Origin of the sequence: Nostoc sp. CHAB 5715 (assembly GCF_020829685.1) — a bacterium.
Classification (GTDB): Bacteria; Cyanobacteriota; Cyanobacteriia; order Cyanobacteriales; family Nostocaceae; genus Nostoc.
This window is the reverse complement of the sequence record NZ_JAIVFR010000402.1, coordinates 1-6,329: the sequence shown is the minus strand read 5'-3', so window position 1 is coordinate 6,329 and position 6,329 is coordinate 1. Positions and strand designations below refer to the sequence as shown.

At 40.7% G+C, this 6,329-nt stretch carries 6 protein-coding genes, 1 tRNA gene and 1 pseudogene; 2 read left to right on the top strand and 6 right to left on the bottom strand.

Translation table 11 applies throughout. The features are described from left to right. Positions 1–627 (top strand): annotated as a pseudogene (locus LC574_RS21395) (amine oxidase); the annotation flags it as partial. Between the two features lie 39 nt (positions 628–666). Next, entirely contained in the window at positions 667–1,494 is an 828-nt protein-coding gene (locus LC574_RS21390) for a glycosyltransferase (RefSeq protein WP_229455496.1), read from the top strand. 709 nt (positions 1,495–2,203) lie between these two features. Here the strand turns inward: LC574_RS21390 and ylqF are convergent. The 6 genes from ylqF to LC574_RS21360 form a co-directional block, all read right to left on the bottom strand. Further along, positions 2,204–3,088, bottom strand: coding sequence for a ribosome biogenesis GTPase YlqF (gene ylqF / locus LC574_RS21385; protein ID WP_229455494.1), 885 nt, complete (start codon positions 3,086–3,088; stop codon positions 2,204–2,206). A 121-nt stretch (positions 3,089–3,209) separates the two neighbouring features. Then, positions 3,210–3,593, bottom strand: a complete 384-nt coding sequence (locus tag LC574_RS21380; protein ID WP_229455493.1) for a VOC family protein — start codon at positions 3,591–3,593, stop codon at positions 3,210–3,212. Between the two features lie 303 nt (positions 3,594–3,896). Continuing rightward, positions 3,897–4,319, bottom strand: a complete 423-nt coding sequence (locus LC574_RS21375) for a PIN domain-containing protein (protein ID WP_229455492.1) — start codon at positions 4,317–4,319, stop codon at positions 3,897–3,899. Next, positions 4,319–4,576 carry a DUF2281 domain-containing protein gene (locus LC574_RS21370; RefSeq protein ID WP_229455490.1) on the bottom strand — a complete coding sequence of 86 codons (258 nt, stop codon included), beginning with the start codon at positions 4,574–4,576 and terminating at the stop codon, positions 4,319–4,321. Before LC574_RS21370 ends, LC574_RS21375 begins: the two co-directional genes overlap by 1 nt. A 427-nt stretch (positions 4,577–5,003) precedes the next feature. Beyond that, positions 5,004–5,076, bottom strand: a tRNA-Arg gene (locus LC574_RS21365). Positions 5,077–5,141: 65 nt separating this feature from the next. Beyond that, on the bottom strand, positions 5,142–6,329 hold a 1,188-nt coding region (locus tag LC574_RS21360; RefSeq protein ID WP_229455489.1), incomplete at its 5' end, for a murein hydrolase activator EnvC.

Below are 6,329 nucleotides of genomic sequence, written 5' to 3'. Positions count from 1 at the left end.
GCACCTCATCCAGAGGGTGGAATGTGGGTAGAATATCAGGGCAAAAAGGAACATTTTGATAAAGTCATCTTTACTGGCCCAGTTAATATTTTGCAACAGGTTGCTGCCAAAGAACTGGTGAAAGTTTCAGACACTGGTGAAACAGTAGAATACCTGGGCGTAATCTGCATGGTACTTATTACTCGCAAGACTCTAATTCCTTACTACGTAGTAAATATTGCCGATAGAAATGTTCCCTTTACTGGAGTCATCGGTATGAGTAACCTAGTTTCTTTGCAAGAGACAGCAGGATATCATATCACATTCCTACCAAAATATATACTTTCCACTGACCCGTTGTTAAAACAGCCAGATGATGAATTGCGTCAAGTATTTTTCCAGGGTATACGTTTGATGTTCCCAGCACTAAAAGCAGATGATATTGTTGCAGCACACATTAATCGAGCTATTAAAGTACAGCCACTACAAGTTTTAAATTATTCAAGCCTTGTTCCAAAAGTGAGTACTGAAAACGATGATTTTTTCGTCGTCAATACCTCACAGTTGGTCAATGATAGCGTCAACAACAACGCAGTCGTCCGACAGGTGGATGAATTTCTCAAGAAATCAACATTACTGAATTCTTGAAATCTGAGAATGATATTTTGAAAATCACACGAGGTACTTATGAGTCTTTTTGTTCTTTTACCCGCATACAACGAGCAAGAATCAATTCGCCCCTTGTTCAAAAAGTTTCAGATATTGCAGGAAATCTCTAATATGGATATCCGGCTGATTCTTGTTGATGATGGTAGCAGGGATGCAACTGCTCAGACTGCAATAGAAGAATCTCAATCGCTAGGGATATCACTGAAATTAGTCCAACATCCCAAAAATGCTGGTTTAGGTCAAGCAATTAAAACAGGTTTCACAACTTTCTTAGAAATTTCTAAAGAAGGCGATTTTTTAGCCGCGATGGATTGCGACAACACTCAACCACCAGAACTATTAATCAAGATGTATGAGACGATGATAGCTGGTAGCTATGATATTGCGATCGCATCCAGATATCGAAAAGGCTCCAAAGTCATAGGCTTATCAACATTTAGAGAGGTGATGAGTTACGGAGCTAGCTGGCTTTTTAGAATTGCAGCCCGTGTACCAGGTGTAAGAGACTATACTTGCGGTTACAGGCTGTATAACCGTACTTTCGTCAGTAAACTAGATATGTATTATGGCGAGAATTTATTCACTGAAAGTGGATTTGCTTGCATGATAGATTTACTGCTGAAAGCCAAAGCGCTCAAACCAAAAATTGTAGAAATCCCAATGGTTTTGAGATACGATCAAAAGCCGAGTGCCAGCAAAATGAAAATTCTTAAAACTATTACTCGAACTCTAAAGCTATTGTTTAAGAATTTAACATCACCAGCGCCAACTGCTACTAATTTAGGTCAGACTTTCAATCAGCAAGAAACAGCAAGAATTCCACTGAAAATAACAAATCGTAAATAAACCTGAGAAGGAATAGACTCTCACCAAGAATTAACTGGATGGAAAAATGGTAATTTATCAACGGTATCATTCTAGGGATGAGCAAGGCAGAAATCAAAAATAAGTTTGATGAAATTGTTGTTTTTACCAATATATGTGGATCTTCTTTCCTAATAGTTTAAGAAATTGGAAGGCAGTATAAGACTGTCTTCCAATTATTTATGTATGAATATTTTCACTTTCTGGTTTGCTCATTCTCTGCAAAAGTGTATTATATCTCGACTCTACATGATAGCGATCGCTCTCCAAAGGTCGTTACTTAGGGTGCATTCCAGTTTTTATTTTTTAATGATAAAATAATTGTCATTGCGTTCGCGTAGCGTCTCGTAGAGAGGAGGAACGACGAAGCAATCGCTTGGACTCGCTCTGAGTTGGAGGATTTTGTGATTGCAACTCTAAGAGACGCACTCGCGTTCGCAACGCTTGCAATGACATGCAAAAAAGTGGGATGCTCTTGTTACTTACAATATTTCACTCACGCTTAAGAGGCAATACGCTTGGGTTAAGCCAGAAAATTAAATTTGCGTAGGTTGGGGAGGAATTGTCGCCAAGTCGTCTTAGTCATAAGTAGTACTTAACACTGTAAATTAAGTATAACTACTAATGACTCGAAATCCACCGGCTTGAAGCCGGGGGATGAGTTAAGAAACGGGCTGCAAATTCTTGTAACCTAGTTGGGTGGTAATTCCAAACTAATTTCACCTAACAAACCCTTGCGAAAATCTGTTAAAAGTTGCCTTGCAGCTCGCTCTACATCACCTTTATAACGATGCTCCGCCAAGGCTTGCAAATAGATATCTCCGGTGTCTGATGTCGTCGAATCGAGTTGGTAACGAGACTCTAATGGTTTCTTCGGTAACAAATCTCTGGCTACAGCTTCCAAATAATTGAGTAAATCCACTAGGGCTGCTGCTACTAGTTGCTTATCGTAAGATGCTTCACCGATATCATCACAAATGGCTAATTTCAATGCTGCATCTTGGTCTTCTAACCTTAGAGGGATGACACCAGGAGCATCTAGCAATTCCAAATGTTCGGAAATTCGCACCCAGCGCAGTTGGCGAGTTACCCCAGGACGGGCTGCACTTTCTACTACTCGCCGTCCCAAAAGGCGGTTAATCAAAGCTGATTTACCGACATTGGGAAAACCAATCACCACAGCCCGCACTGGACGGGGTAACATGCCGCGATCGCTTCTTCTTTTATTAAGTTCTACTCCAGCCGCTTGCGCTGCTCGTGCCACTTCTGCTATACCTTTACCATGTTGAGCGTTGGTAAAATAAGGGACTTCTCCTTGACGTTTAAACCAATCTATCCACAGCGATCGCATTTGCGGCGTTATCATATCTACTCGGTTAAGTATCAACACCCGTGTTTTACCCTCCACCCACTCACCTATTTGCGGATGATGAGTTGCTAAGGGAATCCGGGCGTCTCGTACCTCAAACACCACATCTACGCGCTTAAGCTGTTCTTTGAGCTTCTTTTCAGCTTTAGCAATGTGACCTGGATACCATTGAATCAGGTTTAATCTATAGTTTTGAGTTATAGCCATTTGTCCTTTGTCCTTTGTTATTTGTCCTTTGTTATTTGTCCTTTGTCCTTTGCAAATGACCAATACTTCGACTCCTTTCGACTTCGCTCAAGGCAAGTCGCTCAGTACAAGTGGCAAATGACTAATGACTCTTTCTACCAGCTTGATGTAAAATCACACGATTGCCATCAGGGTCATAGGCATAGATTTCTCGACCGTGGGAAGCAATAGAAATGTCTCCTGGTGGGGGATAGCCTAAAGCTGTTAGGTGAGCGATCGCATCTTCTAAGTCACTCACCTCTAAACACAAACTTATCTTACTTTTGGCGCTCGCTTCAAATTCCGATTCGTTTGTGTTCTTTGGTTTAAAAATACCTAAACGCATACTAACCAAATTAAACTCAGCATAGACATTCGGAATCAAAAGAACTGGCTTTTGCTCCAGAAGTTTAGTATAAAAAGTCGCTAAAGTCTCGTAATTAACCGATGCTATGGTGACAAATGCGTTAGTGTACTGGAAAACCATATTTGCCTTTCGCCTTTTGAACTTTTCAGTTACATAGCATAGGCAGGCAAGATGTCAAGCTTAGAGGATGTTTTAAAAGTGATTGGAATTTTAGGTACTTATATCTCACCCCAGGGCTATTTCGTTCTAGACATAAACCGCCCAGAACTAAAGTTCCGGGCTAATAGCCTAAGTCCACTTTAGTGGACTAAAAGCCTTTTTTAGTCGTCTTTAGACGACTTTTGCTATTAGCCTCAGAATTTATTCTGAGGTGGGCTAGATGAGAATGAAATAGCCCTGTATCTCACCCATACCTATCTCCTTTTATATCCCATCAGCAATAATCAAATCCATCATCTCATTCTTATTCTTCCGATAAACCCGAAAATCACTATCTAGCGTCAAGACACAACTCCCCACAATTAACTCACTCATTCTTACCAAACACGCATCAGCTAACGACATCGGCACATTCTGATATTGCTTGAGCAACTCTCTAACCGTTCCTATTTCATGACTGAGACGAAAAGAGATTTGAATTAAGCCAGTATCTAGTAAAGACATAACTGCATCCTCTCCGCCATAAAAATTTCGCAATATAAAACACGTTTCACTAATTACTGCTTCACAAGTAAAGAAAGGGTAAGCTAGATTACCAACTTCTTTAGTAGCCCAACTATGATATTGTTCCCGATTATTAATTAAAGCAACTAGAGGCCCAGTATCAATAATGACATTTTGCTTCACTACCTACCGTATCCTTCTAGATGCTTTTTATTAGTCGCCAAATCTTCAGTCCCTCCATCAACACATCCAATATACTCCTTAGCAGCTTCTAAAAATGAAATTTGTTTTTCCTTCTTTTTATCCTCAAGTGTCTCCTGCTTTTGCATCTCCTTAAACTGCAAAAATTCAATAAAATTTAATACCTCCTGCTGCTTCTCAGGAGATAACTTTTTAAATTCATCAATTATCATTTGTTCTTTATCAATTGCTTGAGTCATTATCCTATCCTCCTGAAAAAATCAATCCAAAATCTAAAATGTCAAATTAGCAAGCACCTCAGCTAAAATCTTTATTTGCTCATTCCCTCTCTTGTCTGGCTACCGCCAAATCTGTTAAAATATCCGCGATCGCACGCACAGCATTCTGAAGGAAAGCTCCTGAAGACATCGCTTCTATATTATTAGAATAAATTTTCTCTCTACCCTTGAAAGACGAATAATTATGTTATTTGAATAAACACACTTTTATAACCGTATTTATCAATAACTTATAATCCCAAATTATATTGGTAAGTCTAACCTATAATTTTTTTGTATTCCAGTTATCCGTTGCCATTCTCTCTCATAGGGTAAGTTAGGTTTATCCCGTGAGAGAAAAGTGAGAGAAAATAACTTTTCGATGTTGTGGTTAGTCTTCTAAAAGTAACGAGCGCGGAGGGATTTGAACCCCCGACCCACAGAACCGGAATCTGTTGCTCTATCCACTGAGCTACGCGCCCTTAGTCTTACACATTATAGCACGTCTGTGATAAATTTGCAGCCTAGATAAACTTGGTTTATAAGTTCACAGATAATTAGCTGGGTCTACGGGTGTACCATTGCGGCGGACTTCAAAGTGGAGGTGGGGGCCAGTTGAGAAACCTGTGGAACCAACAGCAGCGATCGCTTGTCCACGTTCAACTGCTTGTCCTTCAAAAACATACAACTCGCTGGTATGTCCGTAGAGTGTAGTCATACCATTGCCGTGGTCGATAATTACAGCTCTGCCATAACCACCATACCACCCAGCAAAAATTACTCTGCCCGAATCGGCTGCCCGAATTTTACTACCATAGCTAGCGGCAAAATCCAACCCGGCATGAAAGCGACGATAGCCAAGGATTGGGTGTATCCGCCAGCCAAAGGGACTACTAGTAGAAGCATCACTAGGATATGCCATTACACCAGTTCCCTGAATGATAACACTGGTACGGCTGTTGGTTTTTGCTTGGGCTTCTTCTGTTGCTTTGGCTTCTGCTACCTTTTGTTGAATCAACACTTCCAGATTTTTGGATTCCCTCTCTAGCTGGTTTTGCGCTGCTTCCAAGGCTAGGCGATCGCTATTGAGGCGTTGAATCAATTCTGATTGTGACTGCGCCTGAGTTTGATAATCGGCTTTTTGTGCCAGCAGTTGCTCACGAATCAATGCAATTTCGTTTTTTTGCTGTTCTACATTCGTTTTTTGTTGATTTATCAGGATTGCTTGTTGGTTGAGTTTTACCAAAATTTGTTCGTCTGCCTGATACACTAACTTCAACTGATGACGACGGCTGAAAAAGTCGCTGATATTTTCACTTTCGAGCAAAACTGCCCATCCAACAGATGCAGGCGATCGCTGAAGATAACGCAATCGTGCTACTGTTGCTATTTGCCGCTCCTCATAAGAACGTTGCGCTACTGCTAAATCAGTTTCCAACTGCTGGAGGCGTTGGGTGGCGAGTTGTAATCGTGATTCGCTCTCTTGAATATAGTTATCTGTAGTTTGCAGATTTTGCTTTAAACCAGTCAGGTGTTTTTGGGCCTCTTGTTGGAGATTTGTTAAGCGATTGCGATCGTTAACCACACTCTGACGCTGCTGGTTCATTTGTTGCTGCTGTTGTCGCAAATTATCAATAGACCCTGTGGATGTTGCGTGGACTGGAATTAATTCCAAACAAATCCACAGAATGCAGCAAAATGCAATAGATAAATAGCCAAAAATCTGCTTTTTTCC

Coding starts and splice junctions, on each gene's coding strand:
- LC574_RS21390 (WP_229455496.1), top strand. CDS start 667: ATGAGTCTTTTTGTTCTTTTACCCGCATACAACGAGCAAGAATCAATT.
- ylqF (WP_229455494.1), bottom strand. CDS start 3,088: ATGGCTATAACTCAAAACTATAGATTAAACCTGATTCAATGGTATCCA.
- LC574_RS21380 (WP_229455493.1), bottom strand. CDS start 3,593: ATGGTTTTCCAGTACACTAACGCATTTGTCACCATAGCATCGGTTAAT.
- LC574_RS21370 (WP_229455490.1), bottom strand. CDS start 4,576: ATGACTCAAGCAATTGATAAAGAACAAATGATAATTGATGAATTTAAA.